The organism is Rhodopseudomonas sp. BR0G17 (assembly GCF_010907025.1).
GTDB classification, from domain to species: Bacteria; Pseudomonadota; Alphaproteobacteria; order Rhizobiales; family Xanthobacteraceae; genus Rhodopseudomonas; species Rhodopseudomonas palustris_H.
In genome coordinates this window covers 46,023-64,791 of the sequence record NZ_QUML01000009.1, presented here as the reverse complement: position 1 = coordinate 64,791, position 18,769 = coordinate 46,023, and the positions used below count along the sequence as shown (strand labels likewise).

The following is an 18,769-nucleotide window of genomic DNA, read 5'->3' as shown; positions in this document are numbered from 1 at the left end:
AGTCTGCGCGCGAATGACACCGGTCCGAGGCCTGTGCGGCCCCACGACCAGCAGCCCCTCGCCCGCCTTCCGCATAGCCTTATGCCGAAAAACCGCCTGTTAGCATTGCACTGGCAGGCTACAGTCGAACCACCAGCTCACATCCTTCGCCTTGGCAGGCCCGTCGGGAACCGATCTCGCATGCACGGAATCGTCGGCAGATACGCAACGATCGACGCCAGCCGGCGCGACCTGCCGCCGTCGAAGCTGCTACTCCTGCTGCTGGTGCTGATGAACGGCGCGGCGCCGATCGCGCTATACATCTTCGTGCCGGCGCTGCCGGTGCTGGCGAGCGATTTTTCCAGCGACATCTCGGTCGCGCAGATGACCGTGTCGCTCTACATGGTCGGGCTGGCCTGCTCGCAGTTGATCATGGGGCCGTTGTCCGACCGCTTCGGCCGCCGCCCGGTGCTGCTCGGCGGGCTGGCGCTGATGGTCGCGGCCAGCATCGGCTGCATCTTCGCGCAGACGCTGCCGCAACTGATCGGGCTGCGCTTCCTGCAGGCGCTCGGCGGCGCCTCCGGCATGGTGATCAGCCGCGCCATCATCCGCGATCTCTACAGCCGCGACCGCGTCGGCGGCATGCTCAGTCTCGTGATCGCCGTGATGATGATTGCGCAGATGCTGAGCCCGCTCGCCGGCGGCGTGATCGAAACTGCGCTCGGCTGGCGCGCGATCTTCTACGCCGTCACCGCCGGGGCGATCGTCGTCGCCGCCGCGATCACGCTGGCGCTGCCGGAAACGAGCCGCCGCAGCAGCACGCCCGCCGCGCAGCGCGGCGGCTTCCGCACCGACCTCCGCAGCCTGTTCGGCAGCCGCGCCTTCATCGGCTACGTGCTGTGCCAGGTGCTTGCGTCGGCGATCATCTTCATCTTCGCCGGTGGCGGTCCCTACGTCGTGGTGACGCAGATGGGCCGCAGCAGCGCCGAGTACGGCGCATGGTTCGCCAGCTCCGGCTTCGCCTATCTGATGGGCAACGTGTTCTGCGTGAAATTCTCGCCGCGGCATTCGCTCGACCGGTTGATCTGGTTCGGACTCAGCTTGCAGATCGTCGGCGCGCTGCTCAATCTGGCGTGGGGCGTCCTCGGCTGGAATCAGGTGCCGAGCTGGCTGTTCGGCACCCACATGATCATCATGTTCGGCAACGCCGCGGTGATGGCCAATGCTGCCGCCGGCGCGATCAGCATCCGCCCGCAGGCTGCCGGGACCGCATCCGGACTGATGGGCTTCACCCAATTCGGGTTCGGCTCGCTGTGTTCGCAGGCCGGCGCCTGGCTCGGCGGCCACTTCGCGACACCGTTGCCGCTCAACATCGCGATCTTCGGGACGGCACTCGCCTGCGCCTCGGCGATGATCTTCCTGGTGCCGCGCCGCAACCTGATCGCGACCGAGGAAATGATCGAGAAGGCGGAAGAAGAGACGCTGGTGTAGAGTGACGTTCCTCCACCGTCATCCTCCGCGAAGGCGGAGGATCCAGTATGCCAGAGCCTCACGCGTTCACATCGAACCGCCCCAACGAGTCATTCCGGGGCGCTCACGCAAGTGAGCGAACCCGGAATCCGACACGCGGCGAACTTCAGCGAGATTCCGGGTTCGCGCTGCGCGCGCCCGGAATGACTCGTGGAGGCGACGGCGGATCGCCTCAACGCTCTGGGATACTGGGTAGCCCGCCTGCGCGGGCGATGTCGATTGGGATGTTGACGATCATCCGCCAATCAGCGCCAACCACTCGTCTTCGGTCAGCACGGTGACGCCGAGGTCGCGGGCTTTATCAACCTTCCAGCCAGCATCTTTGCCGGCAATCACAAAATCTAACGCGTCGGAAACGAGAGTTGTCACCTTCGCACCTAGTGAGCCAGCTTTCGCCTTGGCTTCGCCGCGGGTGAAGTTCTCCAGTGATCCCGTAAACAGAACTGTCTTGCCGGCTATCGCGGTGTCGGATCGATACTCTAGAGTTTCAGCTAAAGCAGGAACCGTCGTCTTAGGACGAGCCGGCGCCGCCACTCTTCTGCTTTCGCTGCTGCATAACCGCACCGGACGTTCGGATGGCGGACACCATTCGCTGTATAACGAAGGTATGCCGCCAGTCAGATCGATCTTGCGTCGAAGCCTCTCGACGTCACACTCATTGCCAGAGGCGAGATAAGTGACATCTCCGTACAGCAGAGCCTGAATGTGCTTGCAACGTCGCCGCGTCTTCCAACCCATGCATTCACATTTCAGACCGACGCCATCGTCGAGATCGACTTCTTCGATGTTGTAATAGTTTCCAGAACTACCCTTCATCAAGAAGCGCAATCTCGACCCAAGGCACTGATCTGGAGGGCCGGGATACTCGGTTAACCGTCGAACATAATCGGTCAACCGACGTGGACCACCCATCGGCAGAGCGATCTCCTTGCACGATACAACGCCGATCTCATCAACGATGCCCGCTTGAATCCCTAATCGAGCAAGGAGCCCAGGCAGATCAGTCGCACGAGCGCTGGACATCAATGCGAGCAACACTTGCGCACAAGCAACGGCATCTTCACCCGCATGATGGTTTTGAAAGGAGAAGCCAATTCGTCGACAAAGATCAGCCAACCCAAACGAGCTCTCTTGCCGCCAAATCCTTCGCGCTATGGTCAAACTGCAAGCGAATGAGAAACGCGGAACTGCTAGACCGTAGAGAGACAGGGTAGAGCAAAGAACGTCGACATCGAATTGCGCATTGTGCGCCACCAACCAACCGCCATCGATATCCGAGAGAAACTCTGAAACGACCTCCGGGAATTCCGGTGCGCCCTCGACATCCGATGGGCCTAGGCCGTGGACGCGCGACTCATAGACACCGAAACGCATCTGCTTTGGCCGGATCAGTCGATACTCTTGTCGAACGACCTTTCCACAATCGATCCACGCAAGCCCCATTGAGCAAGGGCTGGACGGCAGTTCATTCGCAGTTTCAAAATCAATCGCGACAATCGACATCCTCGCCCCCACGAAGCTGTCGCTCACCTTATGACGATTTCACCAGCTTTAGCCAATCGTCCTCGCTCAGGACCTTAACACCGAGCTTTTCTGCAGAACTGAGTTTTGATCCTGCCCCGGGTCCTGCAACAACAAAATCGGTGTTCGCCGAGACCGAACTAGCGACTTTCGCGCCCATCCTCTCTGCCGTAGCTTTCGCTTCGTTTCTCGTCATTAATTCAAGCGTTCCGGTGAAGACGATCGTCTTGCCCGCCATAGGCAAATCCTTGCCTACAATATCACGGCGGCGAACCACTAATTCATTATTCAGTTGTGCAACGACATCTCGATTATGGGGCTCATCGAAGAACTCAATGAGATGATCGGTCGCTACTCCGCCAATATCGCTATCCGTGGACAGAGCAAGATATGCCGCGCCAGGCCGCTGTGTGCGAGCCGCATCAATCGCACGCTGAATCCGCTCGGGGCTTCCATAACGCTCAATCAGGCTCTCTCTTTGAGCCTTGTTGAGCTTCCCTCCTTCGCGCGACCGACTCGGAGTTTCGAAGTTTAGCGAAAGCTGGGATGCACCATCCTCGAATCCCTCTCCCAAGAGAAATCCAAGGGCGACTGGTCCGATGCCCTTTACGTTTGAAAGGTCATGCCAAGCTGGCCCAGGTCGATCGCGGCGGGCAGCATCAACACCCCGAACGAACTCCGCAACGTCCTCGAAGTGCCTCTCCAGAGCTTTGGCAGTTGCATCACCAACGTGGCGAATCCCAAGAGCATAAATGAAGCGATGAAGATCGACGCTCCTGCGACTCTCGATCGCTGCCAGCAAGTTGTCGACTTCTTGATAGCTCCGATCCTCTTCAGATCGAGTTTTCTTCCTCTTCCGTCCGGTTTCGCGCTCTCTTTGTTGCGCTAACTCTTCTCGCTTTTGAAACAGAACAGATCGAAGCTCATCTACTTTCGTGTGTAGCCTGAAGATGTCCGGAGGACGCTTGACCAAACCCCGCTCAAACAGAAGCTGGACATAGGTTTCACCAAAGCCTTCAATATCGAAAGCATCTTTCGAAACAAAGTGTTTCAATCGCTCGATTGCTTGTGCGGGACAAATCAGTCCGCCCGTGCACCGGCGAACAGCTTCGCCGTCTTCTTCGTCCCTCACTGCTAGGCTATGGCAAACTGGACACTTGCTCGGAAAGCGATATGGCTTTGCTGTCTCCGGTCGCTTGTCGCGCACAACGCTAACGATTTGCGGAATGACATCACCTGCCCGCTGCACCACGACAGTGTCGGTCACGCGAATGTCCAGGTTCTTGATGTAGTCCTCGTTGTGCAGCGTCGCGTTTTGGACCACCACGCCACCAACCGTCACCGGCTGCAGCCGTGCCACCGGAGTGAGAGCGCCGGTACGGCCGACCTGGATGTCGATCTTCTCCAGCACCGTCGTCGCCTGCTCGGCCGCAAATTTGTGCGCGATCGCCCAACGGGGGCTACGCGACACGAAACCGAGGCGCTCCTGATAGTCGAGCCGGTCGACCTTATAGACGACGCCGTCGATATCGTAAGGCAGCGACGCACGCTGCTCGCCGATCCGGCGATAGAAGGCGAGCGCATCCTCGACGCTGTGGCACCGCTTGATCTTGTCGTTGACCGTGAAGCCGACCTGCTGAAGCCAGTCGAGCATGTCGTATTGGGTCGGCTCGGCCATAGGATAGTCGCTCATCTCACCCCACGCATAGGCGAAAAACTTCAGGGGGCGCGACCGGGTGACCTCCACGTCCTTCTGCCGCAGCGAGCCGGCGGCGGAGTTGCGCGGATTGGCGAACGGCTCATCCCCGATCTCCTCTTGTCTCCTGTTCAAGGCGAGAAAATCTTGCTTCAGCATGTAGACTTCACCACGCAATTCGCAGGCTGCGGGTGGACGGTTCACTCGGAGCTCGTCGGGAATATCCTTGATCGTCCGCACATTGGCGGTGACATCTTCGCCGGTGAAGCCATCCCCACGCGTTGCCGCGCGCACCAATTCGCCGTGCTCGTAGCGAAGCGACAATGACAGGCCGTCGATTTTCGGCTCGGCAACGATCGCAGGGACGTCTTCCAGATTTAGGAAACGCTGCACCCGCTCTACGAATTCGGCAACCTCACCATCGGTGAACGCGTTGCTGAGCGACAGCATCGGCTCGACGTGCTGAACCTTCGCAAAGCCTCGCGCCGGCGCCGCGCCCACCTTATTTATGCGAGCAAAATATTCTTTCCAGTCCTTCTTCTGCTTCAAGGTGATCTGAAGGACTCTCTCCAAAGTATCAAAGTCAGAATCGGACATATAAGGAGCATTTGCGACGTAGTAAGCTTGTTTTGCGCGCTCCAGCTCCTTGGTGTAGGCCTCAAGCATATTGGCGATCACCGCCAAGTATTTCTTGGGCAGATCACGCAGAATTCGTCGCCTTGTTTCCGGCGTTAATTTTTCAATTCTTTCATGGAACGCGTACACGTCCCCGAGATGTTCATCGGAGAACGTCTCCAGAGCCGCGCGGAGTTGGTCTTTCTTAGCATCAGGGAAGACGAGCAACCAATCATCGGCAATTTGATTGACGATTGCGGCTCTGTTCAATCCACCTATCATCGTGCCCTATCTAATCCCTACCCCGCCGCCTTGATCAGCCGGTCGGCCGCGGCCCTCGCCTCTGCGGTGATCTCGGCGCCGGCCAGCATGCGGGCGATTTCTTCGCGGCGGTGGTCTTGTTCCAGCGCGGCGACGCGGGTGGCGACGCGTTTGCCTTTGTCCAGGGCAGCCTTGGAGATCAGCAAATGCTGGTCGGCACGGGCGGCGACCTGCGGGGCGTGGGTGACGGCCATGACCTGGACCTTGGAGGCGAGCCGCCCCAGCCGCGCGCCGATCGCATCGGCGACCGCGCCGCCGACGCCGGTGTCGATCTCGTCGAACACCAGGGTCGGTGCTGAGCCCTTGTCGGACAGCACCACCTTCAGCGCCAGCAGGAAGCGCGACAGCTCGCCGCCAGACGCCACCTTCATCAAGGGGCCGGGGCGCGTGCCGGGATTGGTCTGCACCCAGAACTCGACGCGGTCGATGCCCTGCGGCCCTGGAGCCGCGTCATCGGCCTCGACCTGGGTCATGAACTTGGCGCGTTCGAGCTTGAGCGGCGCCAGCTCGGCACCGACCGCCTTGTTGAGCTTCTCCGCCGCCTTGGTCCGAGCCGCCGACAGCTTCGCGGCTGCGGCGCTGTAGCGGGCGTCGGCTTCGGCGGCGTCCTTCTCCAGCACCACCAGCCGATCGGCGCCGGCATCGATCAGCGCAACGTCGGCCACGTATTGCGCCGCGAGCGCGGCGAGCGAATCCACCGGGGTCGAATACTTGCGGGCGGCGGCGCGCAGCGCGAACAGCCGCTCCTCGATCCGCTCCAGTTCCAACGGATCGAAATCGGCCGCCGCCAGCGCGGCGTTGAGATGCTGGTCGGCCTCTTCCAGCGCATTGATGGCGGCGTCGATCGCTTTCACCGCCGGCTCGACCAGTTGCGGCGCGGAGCCGGCGCGGCGCTCCAGCCGGCGCACCGCGGCAGCCAGCGAGGCGACCGGCGAATGCGGCCCGCCGACTGCCTCCTGCGCCTCGCGCAGGTCGGCGGCGATCTTCTCGCCCTGCATCATGGTGGCGCGGCGCTCGGCCAGCGTGGTCTCCTCGCCATCCTGCGGCGCGAGCTGCTTCAGCTCATCGGCAGCATGGCGCAGATAGTCGGCCTCGCGGGCGGCGCGCTCCATGCCGGCGCGGTGGGCGTCGAGCGCCGCCCGCGCGGTGCGCCGGCCTTCCCACAGCGTCTCCAGCGCGCCAACGTCCTTCTCAAGCCCGGCGAAGGCATCGAGCAGCCGGCGATGAGTGGCGGCGTCGACCAGCGCCCGCTCGTCATGCTGGCCGTGGATTTCGACCAGCGTCGCGCCGACCGCTTTCAGGGTCTGCACGCTGACCGACTGGTCGTTGATGAAGGCGCGGGTGCGGCCGTCGGCGAGCTGGACGCGGCGCAGGATCAATTCGCCGGATTCGTCGACCTCACGATCGTCGAGGCCATTGGCCTTGAGGATCGCGAACGCCGGATGGGTCTTGGCGACATCGAAGCTGGCGGTGACCTGGCCGTGCTCGGCGCCGTGGCGGACCAGCGCGGCATCGCCGCGGCCGCCGAGCGCCAGCGCAAAGGCATCGAGCAGAATCGACTTGCCGGCACCGGTCTCGCCGGTCAGCACCGCAAGGCCACGGGAAAATTCGATGTCGAGCCGCTCGATCAACACGATATCGCGGATCGAAAGGCGCGAAAGCATGGGAGACGGTCCTATCCGAGACCGAGCTTTTTGAAGGACTTGCTGATCCAGGAGCCCTTGTTCTCGGTGGGTTCGAGTCCCCCCGACTTTACAAGATTGTAGGCGTCTTTGTACCAGCGGCTGTCAGGAAAGTTGTGGCCAAGCACGGCGGCGGCGGTCTGCGCCTCGCCGACGATGCCGATCGCCATATAGGCCTCGGTCAGACGCGCCAGCGCCTCTTCGACGTGGCGGGTGGTCTGATAACGCGTCACCACGGTCTTGAACCGGTTGATCGCCGCGGCGTAGTCGCGCTTGCTCATGTAATAGCGGCCGATATCCATCTCCTTGCCGGCGAGCTGGTCGCGGGCGCCTTCCAGCTTCTGCTTGGCGCTGTTGGCATATTCGGAGGTCGGATATTTGCGGATCACCTCTTCAAGCGCGGCGATCGCCTTTTCGGTGCGGCCCTGGTCGCGCGAGATGTCCGGGATCTGGTCGTAATTCGACGCCGCGATCAGGTACTGCGCATAGGCAGCGTCCGAGCTGCCGGGGTGCAGCGTGACGTAGCGGGTGGCGGCGCCGATGCAGCTGTCGTAGTCGCCGGCCTGATAGTACGCGTAGGCGGACATCAGCAGCGACTTGCGCGCCCAATCCGAATACGGGTGCTGGCGGTCGACCTCTTCGAACTTCTTCGCGGCGCCCTTAGTGTCCTTGTCCTGATTCATCAGGTACAAGCCCTCGTTGTAGAGCTTGTCCGCCGGCTCATCGACCATCTTGTCGTCTTTGGCCAGGAACTTGTCCCACAACGCGCCGGTGCCGCAGCCGCCCAGTGGAAGCGACAGCGCCAGCAGGCTGAAGATCATCGGCAGCCCGCGCCGCAGGCGATCGCCCCTGCGAGAAGTCTCTCCGTTCCGCAGTCCGAGCGCGATCCGCTGTGCCGACATCAATTCCAACCCGACAAATGGAGAACGGTGCCCCGGCAATCGACCAGACCGCTGTGGCCTGAGCCATCGACCTGCGCCGGAAAGCGTGGAGTCAACCGCCGGCTGTTTAGCCGAAAAAGGCGACTTCACCAACCGGGTACGCAGCTATTTCGCCGGGAATAAGGCGGCCAGCCCAATCAGTTAACAGGCCACAAGATGTGGAAAATCGCCTGACGCGCTGTTGCGGTCAGGACACGTCCGGGCCGTAGGCCGGAGCCACCATGCCGCCGACCAGGCCGGTGACGGCTTCGGCGTGGCCGCGCACCGCACGACGCGCCGGCTCGGCTTCGATCACGCGCCAGGCGCTACGATCGGCCAACAGAGTGGTCAAAACGGTGTGGTTGAGCTTGTGGCCGCCACGCACCGAGCGATAGGCGCCGAGGATTGGCAGGCCGGCGAGCGCGAGGTCGCCGATCGCGTCCAGCGCCTTGTGGCGCGCGCATTCGTCGGAGTAGCGCAGGCCTTCCGGATTGAGCAGACGGTCGTCGTCGAACACCACCGAGTTCTCGAACGAGGCGCCGAGCGCGTAACCCATCTTCCACAGCCGGGCGACGTCGTTCATGCGGCCGAAGGTGCGGGCGCGCGCGACTTCGCGGCGGAAGATCTCCGGCTCGACCGCGAGCGCATATTTCTGCTTGCCGATCTGCGGATTGGAAAAGTCGATTTCGACTTCGACGCGGAAGCCGGCGGCGTAGGGCCGGAACTCGCCGAAGGATTCGCCGATCGCGGCGGAGACGGGCTTCAGGATCTGAAGGTATTTGCGGGGAGCGGCCTGCTCGCGGAGGCCAGCCTGGTCGATGGCGGCGACGAACGGGGCGGCGCTGCCGTCCATGATCGGAACTTCGGGGCCGTCGACTTCGATCGTGGCGTTGTCGATGCCCATGCCGCGCAGCGCGGAGAGAATGTGTTCGGCGGTGGAGACCAGCGGACCGTCGCTGTCGCCGAGGACGGTGGCCAGCTCGGTGGCGACCACCGACTTGGACGTCGCCTTGATCTCGCGATCAGCGCCATCAAGTCCGGTCCGGACAAAAAGAAAACCCGCATCGATATCTGCGGGTCCCAACGTCAGAGTCACAGGACGGCCCGAATGAACACCTACGCCCGTCACCGTGGCTTGCGAACGCAGCGTGGTTTGCCGGCTGAACTTCATAAGTAAAGTGTCCCACTGACGCAGTGCGGAGATCGTTCCGGTCCTGTCGGCCGGGCGACTCGCTCTAGGCGTCCCCAAGTCCGTATTGACCATAGCACTGCCCCAAATCGCGCCAACTCACGCTTTTTTACGGATTGTTACCCCAAACCCGCCGCATTACCGCCGCCTGCCGATCGAATTCGACATCAATCGTGATCGGCGCGATTTCGTTTCAGTTCCGCCTAAAGTCGTAAACTGACGATTTTTCAGTGACTTAGATTTTGAAGGCCAGAATACCGGCTTGCCACAAAAAAGGGCCCCGGCGGATCGCCGAGGCCCTGAGCTTGGTCAGATTTCAGACATTGTTTCAGGTCGCCTGCCGCCGGAGAAAGGCGGGGATATCCAGATGGTCGTCGCCCTGTGGCGCGGGGGCCACAGGCGCCGGGCGGCCGTGCATGTCGAGACCCTGCGGCGCCGGACGCTTGGCGTACTCGGACACCGGCTCCTTACCCATCTGATCGGCGACGCTGCGCTGCGGCCGGCGCTCCGGCAGCGGCGGCATCTGCGGACCGCCGTTGCGGGCGACCTGCGGCGCTTCGGCCGGCTCGTCGTCGCGGCGGCCGAGGCCGTTGGCGAGGCGCTGCAGCAGCGACAGCCGATTCTTCTGCGGATGATCCTCTTCGCCGTCGCCGCGGGCCTGGCGGATTTCGTTCTGGGCCGGCACAGGCAGCTCGTCGAAGCGCGGCATCCGCGGCGGGCGCATCGCGGCGCGGTCGGCGGCCGGCGGCACGAAGGCTTCCGGCGCCAGCGGCTCTTCGGACACGGCGCGCGACTGTTCCGGATCCGGGAACAGCGACGGCTTCTGCGGGATCGGGCGGACGGTGACGTCGCCGTAGGACGCCGGCTGCACCGGGGCCTCCTGCGGCATCGGCTCGTTGCCGACGGCGGCGGCGATCGCGGCGAGCGCGGCGCGCTCGACATTGGCGGCCTGGCGCGGAGACGAGTCGACGACAGCGGCGGCCGGAGCAGCGGCGGCCTGGGCGGCGCGCATCGCAGCAGCTTCGGCAATCCGCTGATTGTCGGCCCGCAGCTTGGCTGTCAGCTCAGCCAAGCGGCTATCGTTTCCCACCGCACTCACGGCGGCGGCCGCGGCCGGGGTGCCGGCATTGCGCGACAGCTGCGCCTGCTCGATGCCGGTGGCGACCACCGACACGCGGATGATGCCGTCGAGGCTCTCGTCGAAGGTGGCGCCGACGATGATGTTGGCGTCCTGATCGACTTCCTCGCGGATGCGAGTGGCGGCTTCGTCGACTTCGAACAGCGTCAGGTCCTTGCCGCCGGTGATCGAGATCAAGAGACCGCGGGCGCCCTTCATCGAGGAATCGTCGATCAGCGGATTGGCGATCGCGGCTTCGGCGGCGGTCAGCGCGCGCTTTTCGCCGGTGGCCTCGCCGGTGCCCATCATCGCCTTGCCCATCTCGCGCATCACGGCGCGGACGTCGGCGAAGTCGAGGTTGATCAGGCCTTCCTTGACCATCAGGTCGGTGATGCAGGCGACGCCCGAATACAGCACCTGGTCGGCCATCGCGAACGCGTCGGCGAAGGTGGTCTTCTCGTTGGCCACCCGGAACAGGTTCTGGTTCGGGATGATCAGCAGGGTGTCGACGACTTTATGCAGCTCGGTGATGCCGGTCTCGGCGGTGCGCATCCGGCGCGCGCCTTCGAAGTGGAACGGCTTGGTCACCACACCGACGGTCAGTATACCCATCTCGCGCGCGGCCTTGGCGATCACCGGCGCGGCGCCGGTGCCGGTGCCGCCGCCCATGCCGGCGGTGACGAAAACCATGTTCGCGCCCGAGAGGTGGTCGCGGATTTCGTCGATGACTTCCTGCGCGGCAGCCGAGCCGACGTCCGGCTGCGAGCCGGCTCCGAGACCCTGGGTGACCTGGGTGCCCATCTGGATCAGCCGCTGGGCCTTCGACATCGTCAACGCCTGCGCGTCGGTGTTGGCGACCACAAAGTCCACGCCATCCAGTCCGGCCGTGATCATGTTGTTGACCGCGTTGCCGCCGGCGCCACCGACGCCGAACACGGTGATCCGGGGCCGCAGCTCGCGAATATCCGGGACATTGAGATTGATGGTCATGGTTGCCTCTCGATTACGCGCGCGTTGGTTCGTGAAGTCCCCGGCAAATGGCCTGGGCAATCTGTGAAAGCGGAAGGGGGCGGAAAAGAGTCATCAGAAGCCCTCGCGCAGCCAGCGGCCGACTTTGCCGAAGTAACCGGCATGGGCGTCGGCCCGGATGTGGCGGGTGTGGCGAGGTTCGATGTGCTCGAGGTGAGCGAACTGCGGATAGACCAGAAGACCGGTCGGCACCGCGAACGAGCCGCTCTTGGCTTCGTTCGGCAGACGGCCGACGCCGAGCGGACGGCCAACCCGGACCGAGCGGCCGAGAATCCGCGTGGCGAGCTCGGGCACGCCGGTGAGCTGCGACGCACCGCCGCTCAGCACCACACGCGCCCGGGGCTCTGCCGCAAACGGCGACTCCGCCAGCCGGTCCCTGACCATCTCAAAAATCTCCTCGGCCCGATGCCGGATGATGTTCGCGATCGTGGCGCGGGAGATCACTTGCGGGCTATCCCGCTCGTCCCCGGCGGCCGGGATCGACATCAACTCGCGCGCATCGGAACCGCCAGTTAGCACCGTGCCATATAACGTCTTGATTCGCTCGGCATCCGCAATGCACGCACCGAGTCCACGGGCGAGATCCATCGTGATGTGATGCCCGCCGACCGCAAATCCGCTGGCATGGACGAAGCGACCGCCGGAATAGATCGCGATCGTCGTGGTACCAGCCCCCATTTCGATCAGCGCGGCGCCGAGATCGACCTCGTCGTCGGTCAGCATCGACAGCCCGGCGACATACGGGCTCGCCGCCATCGCTTCGACGTTGAGGTGGCAGCGCTCGACCGCGAGCATCAGGTTCTTGGCGACGGTGGCGTCGGTGGTGACGACGTTCATGTCGACGCCGAACTGACGCGCCACCATGCCGCGCGGATCGCGGATGCCCTTGACGCCGTCGAGCGTGTAGCCGACCGGCAGCGCGTGCAGCACAGCGCGGCCGATGCCGGTGGCGTGATGCATGCCGGTCGAGGTGACGCGGCTGATGTCTTCGGCGGTGACGGCACCGCCCTTGATGTCGGAGGTCGCTTCGATCAGCTGGCCTTGCAGCCGGCCGGCGGAGACCGACAGCAGCACCGACTCCACCCGCACCTTGGCCATGCGCTCGGCCAGCGCCACGGCGTGGCGGATCGCCTTCTCGCATTCGGCCATGTCGACCACCGCGCCGGCCTTGACGCCGCGTGACTGGATTTGGCTGTAGCCGACGAGTTCGATCGAATGGGTGCGGCCGCGCAGCGCCTCCTGCGGCGGGCACGGCTTCAGCCGTGCGATCATGCAGGCGATCTTGCTGGTGCCGATATCGAGCGACGCCACCATCGCGGTGCGATGCGGCGCAATCGGCCGTGTCTTCGGCGTCTGGGTACGATCGAAGACGGTCACGCGTCACCAGCCTTCTTTTTGGACTTCTTGTCCTTGCTGAACAGCTCTTCGCGCGCCTTGAAGGCGGCGTCCGACAGCCGCACCGTCAGACGGTCCGGCAGCCGCATATCGATCGCGGTGATGTCGCGCGAGAACAGCTTGTCGTCCTGATCGAGCTGGCTGAGCATCGTCAGCGCGTTGCCGACATCGTGCTCGGGCATCCGAATGACGAGACCGCTGGTGAGCCAGACGTTCCAGCGCCGTTCGCCGACCAGGGCGACGGCGCGGGTCTGCGACCACACCTGCGGATAGCGCTTCAACAGCGCGATGAAATCCTTGGCTCGTTCGCCGGCGCCCTTCCCGACCACCAGCGGCAGCGACAGGAAGCGGCGCGCCACATATGGCTCGAGCACCGCGCCGTCATCGGCGATCACCGACATATGGCCGTCGAGCTGCCAGCGCGCGAAGGCGGTGCGCTCGACGATGTCGATCTGCAATTCGCCCGGATAGAACTTCAGCACGGTGGCGTCGGCGATCCACGGGTTCGCCTTCAGCTTGTCGCGCACCGCGGCGGCATCAAGAAACAGCAGCGACGACCGGCCGGTGATGCCACCGATCGCCAGGATCTCGTCCTGGGTGAGCTGCTTGCGGCCGGCGATCGCCACCTGCTTGATGCGGAAACCGGCGAGATTGGCGGCGCCGTTGCGGGTGTCGTCCAGCGCCTGAACGAACTCGTCGACATGACCGCCCTTGACGATGCCCATGCCGGCACTGCCCAGCAGGATCAGCGCGGTGAAGGCGACGCCGACGCGGCGCGGCAGCCAGCGCTCCAGCACGGCGATCACACCGCGCGACGGCTCGGGACGCACCAAACGTTGCGGCCGCGCCTGCTTCTTGCGCGAACGGCGTTCGCGCAGCAGCGCAGCCACCGCGTGGGCGACCGCCTTCAGGTCAGACTGAAGCCTCGACAGTCTTGACGACCGGGCGAGGCGCCCTCCACCGTCCATTGCAAAAGCTCGTTACACGTTGCGCCCGCGCCTACTCCGGGCAATGGCGCAGGTGACTTCTCGGTGGTTCCGGACCAGCCCTGCGGGCCGGACCGTCTGCCTGAAATGCAAACCGAAACGGATAAAGAGCTCCGCCCGGCTTACGCCACGACAGCCGAGCGCCAGGATGCGCCGCCAGCGTTAACCTTCGGCCCTCCTGGTAAACAAATCGTAAAGCAGGCCTGCGCAGACCCGAATTTGTTGCGTCCGGAGAAGGATTTGCGGCGAAAACGCGACTTTCCGCCAAGGCCTCCGGATGGAACCCGGAGGCGTCCCGGTCAGCTCCGCACGGCGCGTTCGGCCAGCGCGATCTGCCCGTTAAGGAAGTCGACAAAGGGGATTCCCAGCGCGTTCAACGCCTTGGGATAGAGCGAGGCTTTGGTGAGGCCGGGCAGCGTGTTGGTCTCCAGGAAGATCGGGCCATCCTTGCCGACGATGAAGTCGGAGCGCGAGTAGCCGCGGCAGGACATCACCCGGTGCGCCCGCACGGCGTAGTCCATGATGGCCGCCGCAATCTCGGGAGCGAACCGGCCGGGGCAGATCTCCTGGGTCGATTTGGCGAGATATTTCGCCGTGTAGTCGAAGCCGCCGTCGGCCGGCACGATCTCGATCGGCGGCAGCGCGCGCAGCGAGCCGTCTTCGGCTTCGAGCACGCCGCAGGTCGCCTCGACGCCGGCGACGAACGGCTCGATCAGATAATCCTCGGTCTTGGCAGCATGGCGCACCGCGACCAGGTCCTGCTTGGCGTTGACGAAGAACAGTCCATAGCTCGAGCCGTCGCAGGCCGGCTTGGCGATCAGCCGGCCGTAGGTTTCGAGCGCCGCCTCGGCATCGGCGAGCGCGATCCCGCTCACGGTGCGGACACCGGCAATCGCCGCGAAGTGCTTGGCGGCGACCTTGTCGAAAGCCAGATGCGACGCCGCCGAACCCGAGCCGGTGAACGGCACCCGCCGCAGTTCGCACATCGCCTGCAACTCGCCGTTCTCGGCGGCGCCGCCGTGCAGACCCAGCACCAGCAGCCGCTGCTCGGCAGCGGCGCGGTCGAGCGCGGTTTCGAGCGGACCGACGTCCTCGCCGTCCGGCACGAACGCCTCTTCGAACGGCCGGGCGTGCGCCAGCAACGCTTGCGCCGAAACGGCATGGACGCGGTCGTCGTCGTTCCAAAACCACAGATCGGCGTCCGGCAACGCGCTGTGCAGCGCCTGCGCCGAGGCGACCGACACCAGCCGCTCTTTGCTGGTGCCACCGAACAGAATGGTGTGTCGCATCGGTCGATCCGCCGCGCGGTCCCTGTTGAAGTCGAAGAAAAGCTGCTGCGTCCCGCGGACCCGGCGCGCGGCGTCATTTTGCCGATTTGGCCGATTCGGAGAAGCGGCGTTACGGCGGCGCGGCTGCGCGCCGCAGGGAGGCGAAGCCCCACAGCAGCAGCACCACCAGCGCCGGCGTGGTCAAACCGACTACCCGCAGCGGCTGCCACACCCCGCCTTCGGTCGCGATCATGCCGAGCCACATCACGCCCGACCAGGCGATCAGCGCCGGCACCAGGCACACCCGCCCTCGCCGCAGCCAAACTTCGAGCTGCACCAACGCGACCAAGGGTGCGGCGAACGCCACGTAGTTCGGCTGCGACACCGACAGCATCACCGGCAACGCCGCACACAATAGCGCGCCGCCGATCAGCAGCGACGGGCCGAGCGGCGGCTGCGGGCCCTTCAGCCGCCAGAACCGGCCATCGCCGAACCACACCAGCGCGCCGATCACTACCGCATCGAACGCGAGCTGGCCGATGGTGGCGAAGCGCGGCAGCGTGTCGGTCTCGGGCAGACCGCCGGCGGCGATCCGCGCCAGCATCGCGCCGATGCTGAGCATGTCGTAGGACGTGAAGGTGATCTCGTCGGCGATCTTAGGATTGGGCACGCCGGTGAAGATGCCGCTGAGATGCTCGGTCCACATCGCACCATACAGCTTCACGACTTCGGACGGCCCGAGACACAGCGTCGGCACCACGAACAGAAACACAGCGCTGAAGCCGAAAGTGGCGAGCACGGTGCGGAGATCGCGGCGCAGCACCGGGAAGATCAGCAGCGCCAGCGGAAACAGCTTGATGGTGAAACCGAGCGCCAGCGCACAGGCCGCGAGGTAAATGCGGCCGCGCAAGTACAGCACCAGGAATGCCACCATGGTCAGCAGCACCACGGCGCTCGGCTGGCCGCGGCCGAGTCCGTCGCCGAAGAACGGCAGCAGCGCCACCACCGGCCCGAGCCGCAGCAGCCACCACGCGCTCCAGCCGGTTTGATCGAGTGACGGCGGCAGCGCACGTTCGAGCCCCCGCGCCCACAGATCGACGGCGGCCAGCATCGCGAGGGCACTGAAGATGTACCAAGTCGCGACCGACAGCGGCAACGGCAGCGCCCACTCCGGTTTGGGGAAGCCGTCGAGCGGATGGGCGAACGGTCCCATCAGCAGCGCGAAGGTCGGTGGGTAGTGATAGGTCCAGCCGTGATGATCGGCGACTTCATACAGCGGATAGCCGGTCCACACCGCCCACGCCGCGCGGAAGAACACCTGCACGTCGCCGAAGCCCTGCACCGCAGAGCGCTTCACCACGACAGGCAGATAGATGCACAGCGCCGCTGCGACAGTGGCGATCAGCACGATCTCGTACCAGCGAAGCTGTCGCAGGCGCGGCGCAAATTGCGAATGCAAGGCAGGATGTCTCCTCAGCCGTCGCTGAGCACATGGCCGCAGCGGTCTGGCGGAACCGTGGCACTAGACCAGCATACGTGCAGGGCAGCCAAAACCCTCGCGCGCCGCCCGTGGACGATGGCGGCGAAAACCGCCAAAGTCGGACACGTTTGCAGGTGTTGCACCGTGATTCCGGCGGTCCCGCGTCGGTGCAGTTTCGCGCCGTTGCGGGGAAACAAAGAGAAACAGATGATCCGAGATTGGCTCGACCTTCCGCCGTTTGGAACCTTCGCGACGCTGGCGCTGCTGTACTACGGCGTCGCCGCCGTGCTGATCGTGGTGGTGTTCGTCTCGCCGCTGCGCGGACCGATCGCGCGATTGCAGGGCGTGGTGGCGCCGTTCTTCTCGTCGGTCGCAGTGCTGTTCGGATTGCTGACCGGCTTCCTTGGCTACGATGTCGCCGAACGCAATCGACAGGCGTCGCGCGCGGTGCAGACCGAGGCCGGCGAACTGCAGAACGTCTATACGCTCAGCGTTGCCTCGGTGTCGGACATGCAAGCCATCCGCGTCGCGTTGAAAGTCTATGTGGCGTCGGTGCTCAAGGACGAATGGCCGACGGTGAACGGTTTCGCCGCGCCGCGTACCAGCCTCGCCTACGATCAGATGCTGACTGAAATCAGCTCACCGGCGATTACCCGCGATTCCGGCGCGGCGGTGCATGTGGCGCTGCTCAGCTCCGCGGTGCGGGCCGGCACCTCACGCAATACCCGGATCAGCCTGTCGATCGATCGCACCAGCGACCTGAAGTGGATCTCCGTTCTGCTTCTCGGCGTGATCACCCAAATCGCGATCGCGCTGGTGCATCTCGATAAGCCGCGTGCGATGTCGGCGGCGCTTTCGGTGTTCGCCACCGGCGCGATCGTCGCACTCGGGCTAATCGCGCTGCAGGAGGACCCGTTCAGCGGCGTGTTCCAGGTGTCGGCAATCCCGCTCGAGCACGTGCTGTCGCTGCCGGATACGCCCGAACTACCTCCCAACGCGACGCCGACTCCGTCACCTCAAAAACCATGAGGCGCGGCAATCGCGTCGCTTTGCAATTCTGCTGAGTTGATCGGGGGCGGCAGCCGGCTCAGCCCTGCCCAGGCGCGACGCCGATCCGCTTGATCTCCCACTGCAACTCGACGCCGGACTGCGCCTTGACGCGAGCGCGCACGGTCTCGCCCAGCGTCTCGATATCGGCAGCGGTGGCCTCGCCCGTATTGATCAGGAAATTGCAGTGCATCTCCGATACCTGCGCGCCGCCGATTCTGAGGCCGCGGCAGCCCGCAGCATCGATCAGGCGCCACGCGCTCTGGCCTAGCGGATTCTTGAAGGTCGAGCCGCCGGTCTTCTCGCGGATCGGCTGCGCCAACTCGCGATGCGCCTGCACCTCGTTCATCTTGGCGCGGATGTGATCCGGCGTCGCCGGCGTGCCGCGCAGCCGCGCCGAGGTGAAGATCAGCGCCGGATCAGCACCGCTGTGGCGATACGAGAACTGCATCGCGGCGTTGTCGAACAGTTTGCGCATGCCGCTGCGATCATACGCGGTGGCGTCGATCAGCACGTCCTTGGTCTCGCGGCCGTTGGCGCCTGCGTTCATGCGCAGCGCGCCGCCGATCGAGCCGGGAATGCCGTAGTAGAATTCCAGCCCGCCGAGCTGAGCCGCGGCCGCGGTTTCGGCCACGCGCTTGTCGAGCGCGGCGGCTCCGGCATGAACGACCTCACCCTCGACGCGATGCTCGCCGAAGCCGCGCGGCGACAGCCGGATCGCGACGCCCGGCAGCCCGCCGTCACGCACGATCAGGTTGGAGCCGAGCCCGAGGCACATCACCGGAATTTCGGCCGGCAGCCGTGACAGGAAGTAACCGAGATCATCCTCGTCGGCCGGCGTGAACAGCACCTGCGCCGGCCCGCCGACACGAAACCAGGTCAGCGGCGCCAGCGGCTCGTTGCCGAGCAGCCGCCCGCGCAGCTCCGGCATCGCGGCTTTCAGGTCGGGCGTGAGATCGGGAAAACTCATACGTTTACGGCCACAAACGTGGAT

Annotated in this window: 12 protein-coding genes and 2 pseudogenes; 2 read left to right on the top strand and 12 right to left on the bottom strand. The window is 64.5% G+C overall.

The window, feature by feature from the left end:
- Window positions 1-180 precede the first annotated feature (180 nt).
- Window positions 181-1,470 carry a multidrug effflux MFS transporter gene (locus DY467_RS09485; protein WP_164635572.1) on the top strand — a complete coding sequence of 430 codons (1,290 nt, stop codon included), beginning with the start codon at window positions 181-183 and terminating at the stop codon, window positions 1,468-1,470.
- Window positions 1,471-1,743: 273 nt separating this feature from the next.
- Here the strand turns inward: DY467_RS09485 and DY467_RS26500 are convergent.
- The 11 genes and pseudogenes from DY467_RS26500 to DY467_RS09435 form a co-directional block, all read right to left on the bottom strand.
- A pseudogene (locus tag DY467_RS26500) lies at window positions 1,744-1,983 on the bottom strand (BRCT domain-containing protein); the annotation flags it as partial.
- Window positions 1,984-2,553: 570 nt separating this feature from the next.
- Window positions 2,554-3,012 (bottom strand): annotated as a pseudogene (locus DY467_RS26195) (3'-5' exonuclease); the annotation flags it as partial.
- Window positions 3,013-3,040: 28 nt separating this feature from the next.
- A complete protein-coding gene (gene ligA, locus DY467_RS09475; protein ID WP_502706443.1) occupies window positions 3,041-5,392 on the bottom strand; it encodes an NAD-dependent DNA ligase LigA in 2,352 nt (783 codons plus the stop codon).
- Window positions 5,393-5,640: 248 nt separating this feature from the next.
- Window positions 5,641-7,326 carry a DNA repair protein RecN gene (recN, locus tag DY467_RS09470; RefSeq protein ID WP_164635567.1) on the bottom strand — a complete coding sequence of 562 codons (1,686 nt, stop codon included), beginning with the start codon at window positions 7,324-7,326 and terminating at the stop codon, window positions 5,641-5,643.
- Window positions 7,327-7,337: 11 nt separating this feature from the next.
- Window positions 7,338-8,246, bottom strand: a complete 909-nt coding sequence (locus DY467_RS09465; RefSeq protein WP_164573044.1) for an outer membrane protein assembly factor BamD — start codon at window positions 8,244-8,246, stop codon at window positions 7,338-7,340.
- A gap of 226 nt (window positions 8,247-8,472) precedes the next feature.
- Window positions 8,473-9,435 carry a UDP-3-O-acyl-N-acetylglucosamine deacetylase gene (gene lpxC, locus DY467_RS09460; protein ID WP_107345299.1) on the bottom strand — a complete coding sequence of 321 codons (963 nt, stop codon included), beginning with the start codon at window positions 9,433-9,435 and terminating at the stop codon, window positions 8,473-8,475.
- A gap of 346 nt (window positions 9,436-9,781) precedes the next feature.
- On the bottom strand, window positions 9,782-11,560 hold the full coding sequence (ftsZ, locus tag DY467_RS09455) for a cell division protein FtsZ (RefSeq protein WP_107356334.1): 1,779 nt from the start codon (window positions 11,558-11,560) through the stop codon (window positions 9,782-9,784).
- 93 nt (window positions 11,561-11,653) lie between these two features.
- On the bottom strand, window positions 11,654-12,976 hold the full coding sequence (gene ftsA / locus DY467_RS09450) for a cell division protein FtsA (protein ID WP_107345301.1): 1,323 nt from the start codon (window positions 12,974-12,976) through the stop codon (window positions 11,654-11,656).
- On the bottom strand, window positions 12,973-13,962 hold the full coding sequence (locus DY467_RS09445; RefSeq protein WP_107345302.1) for a cell division protein FtsQ/DivIB: 990 nt from the start codon (window positions 13,960-13,962) through the stop codon (window positions 12,973-12,975). The genes ftsA and DY467_RS09445 overlap by 4 nt, the downstream gene beginning before the upstream one ends.
- Before the next feature lie 317 nt (window positions 13,963-14,279).
- Entirely contained in the window at window positions 14,280-15,269 is a 990-nt protein-coding gene (locus tag DY467_RS09440) for a D-alanine--D-alanine ligase family protein (RefSeq protein WP_164635565.1), read from the bottom strand.
- 109 nt (window positions 15,270-15,378) lie between these two features.
- The gene (locus DY467_RS09435) at window positions 15,379-16,707 is read right to left on the bottom strand and encodes a glycosyltransferase family 87 protein (protein WP_164635562.1); all 1,329 of its coding nucleotides are present in this window, start codon (window positions 16,705-16,707) and stop codon (window positions 15,379-15,381) included.
- Between the two features lie 228 nt (window positions 16,708-16,935).
- Here DY467_RS09435 and DY467_RS09430 point away from each other — a divergent pair, with 228 nt between their 5' ends.
- Window positions 16,936-17,757, top strand: a complete 822-nt coding sequence (locus tag DY467_RS09430; RefSeq protein ID WP_164635559.1) for a bestrophin-like domain — start codon at window positions 16,936-16,938, stop codon at window positions 17,755-17,757.
- A gap of 58 nt (window positions 17,758-17,815) precedes the next feature.
- Here DY467_RS09430 and murB read toward each other — a convergent pair whose 3' ends face one another.
- Window positions 17,816-18,745 (bottom strand): UDP-N-acetylmuramate dehydrogenase, encoded by a 930-nt coding sequence (murB, locus tag DY467_RS09425; protein WP_164635557.1) that lies wholly within the window; start codon window positions 18,743-18,745, stop codon window positions 17,816-17,818.
- Between the last annotated feature and the right edge of the window lie 24 nt (window positions 18,746-18,769).